The 1,644-nt window shown below is 30.6% G+C and carries 3 protein-coding genes; all 3 read left to right on the top strand.

The window, feature by feature from the left end; translation table 11 throughout:
- The first annotated feature begins 26 nt into the window (after positions 1-26).
- Positions 27-191, top strand: a complete 165-nt coding sequence (locus DIU01_RS14890; RefSeq protein WP_290835824.1) for a hypothetical protein — start codon at positions 27-29, stop codon at positions 189-191.
- A gap of 333 nt (positions 192-524) precedes the next feature.
- Entirely contained in the window at positions 525-683 is a 159-nt protein-coding gene (locus DIU01_RS14885) for a hypothetical protein (RefSeq protein ID WP_290835822.1), read from the top strand.
- Positions 684-844: 161 nt separating this feature from the next.
- Positions 845-1,255 (top strand): hypothetical protein, encoded by a 411-nt coding sequence (locus DIU01_RS14880; protein ID WP_290835820.1) that lies wholly within the window; start codon positions 845-847, stop codon positions 1,253-1,255.
- Positions 1,256-1,644: the final 389 nt, after the last annotated feature.

Raw genomic sequence — 1,644 nt, 5'->3', positions numbered from 1 at the left:
ATAATAAATTAATTAAACTTTAAGATATGACACAAGTATTGGCAATTATGATTATCGTTTTTGTATTTCTTTCCATATATTTTATGATTAAAATAAAGAATGTTACTGTAAGACTTACAAAAACAAAAGAATTAAACAACGAAGAAAATAAGTTAGAAAAGAAATACCAATTTATTAAAGGCTTGTATTAAAAAGTAAACTAATTTGAAAAACTACTTTTGTCGTGATAAGTAAGCATTTCCATAAGTGCTCAAATTAATTTTCTGAGATAGTTTGAAGCTGCTGACTCACTTAAACTGTCTCGATTTAATATAAGGTGCCAAATTTAAAAAAAACAAATAGTTAAAAAGTACCCATAAATTTGTTTTCTTTTGAATTTGGTTAGTTGAAAGCCCTTGTGTTTATTTACATACAGGGCTTTTTTATTTTATAGAAAAATTCCAAATAAATAGACTAATTAAGAAAATACTAGTTTAAAACTATTTTCGTTTACAAAATTTATTAACCATTTAACTCTTAACATTATGGCATCAACATCCGAAACAGGACACGCAAAAAATGTAGCAAATTTTCAAGACTTAATTGAGTTCGTTACAGGTTATGGAGCAACCTACAACCCATCAAAAAACAGTTTAAAACTTGCGCAACTCGTTGCTTTAAAACATCAGCTGAAAGTATTTTAGCAGATGTTATTGCAAAAAACACCAATTACAACAACAAAGTAAATGAGCGCATAACCGCTTTCAGCGGTTTAAAGTCATTTTCTACTCGTTTGATCAATGCTTTGCAAACTACCGATGCAACACCCGAAACAATCGGCAACGCTAAAACATTTAATCGCAAAATGCAAGGTAAAAAGGCATCATCAGTGCAAACTCCAACTGACCCAAACACACCAGCACCGACAACAATTTCCTCAAGTCAGCAATCTTACGACCAGCTTATTCAACATTTAGCAGGATTAACCTCAGTTTTAGAAGCAGAACCAAGCTACACACCAAACGAAACCGATTTGCAAGTAGCAACTATTCAAGCTAAAATTGCAGACCTAACAGCAAAGAATACAGCCGTTGCAACTGCATACACAAGCATCAGCAATTCAAGAATAGCAAGAAACGAAACTTTATATTCTTCAACCACAGGATTAGTTGAAACCGCTTTGGAGGTTAAAAAGTACATTAAGTCAGTTTTTGGTGCAACAAGTCCGCAATATGCACAAGTAAAAGGAATAGAGTTTTCAAAACCTCGTTTATAAAACAACAACATTTAAAAAGAGAATAAAAAGAATAAAACTTATTGCGTGAGCAATAAGTTTTATTCTTTTATGTTTTTGGTTTATTGCTACCAATTTTAGAAAACCCACTACCCTATTTAGAATTATACAAACAAGTTTTTAAAATATATCAAACAATTTTAGAAGTATGTCATAAAACTTTAGAAACTTATTAACCTGAATTAGATATATGTCATAAAACTTTAGATTTATGTCATACAAGTTTAGATTTATGTCATAAAGGTTTAGAATTATAGCATACAGTTTTAGAAATATAGCAACCTTATTTAGAAAACTATTAACCTCGTTGAAAATGAAATTTAGTAGTGGAAAAGAAGTGCAGCCACCAACAGCCGTTTCACGAAATTGCG

The organism is Flavobacterium sp., assembly GCF_003525665.1.
Lineage (GTDB): Bacteria > Bacteroidota > Bacteroidia > Flavobacteriales > Flavobacteriaceae > Flavobacterium.
Note: the sequence above shows the minus strand (reverse complement) of the source record. Positions and strands in the feature narration are given on the sequence as shown.

Bases quoted from the DNA above. Each gene is read 5' to 3' on its own strand.
- DIU01_RS14885 (WP_290835822.1), top strand. From the start codon at position 525: ATGGCATCAACATCCGAAACAGGACACGCAAAAAATGTAGCAAATTTT.
- DIU01_RS14880 (WP_290835820.1), top strand. From the start codon at position 845: ATGCAAGGTAAAAAGGCATCATCAGTGCAAACTCCAACTGACCCAAAC.
- DIU01_RS14890 (WP_290835824.1), top strand. From the start codon at position 27: ATGACACAAGTATTGGCAATTATGATTATCGTTTTTGTATTTCTTTCC.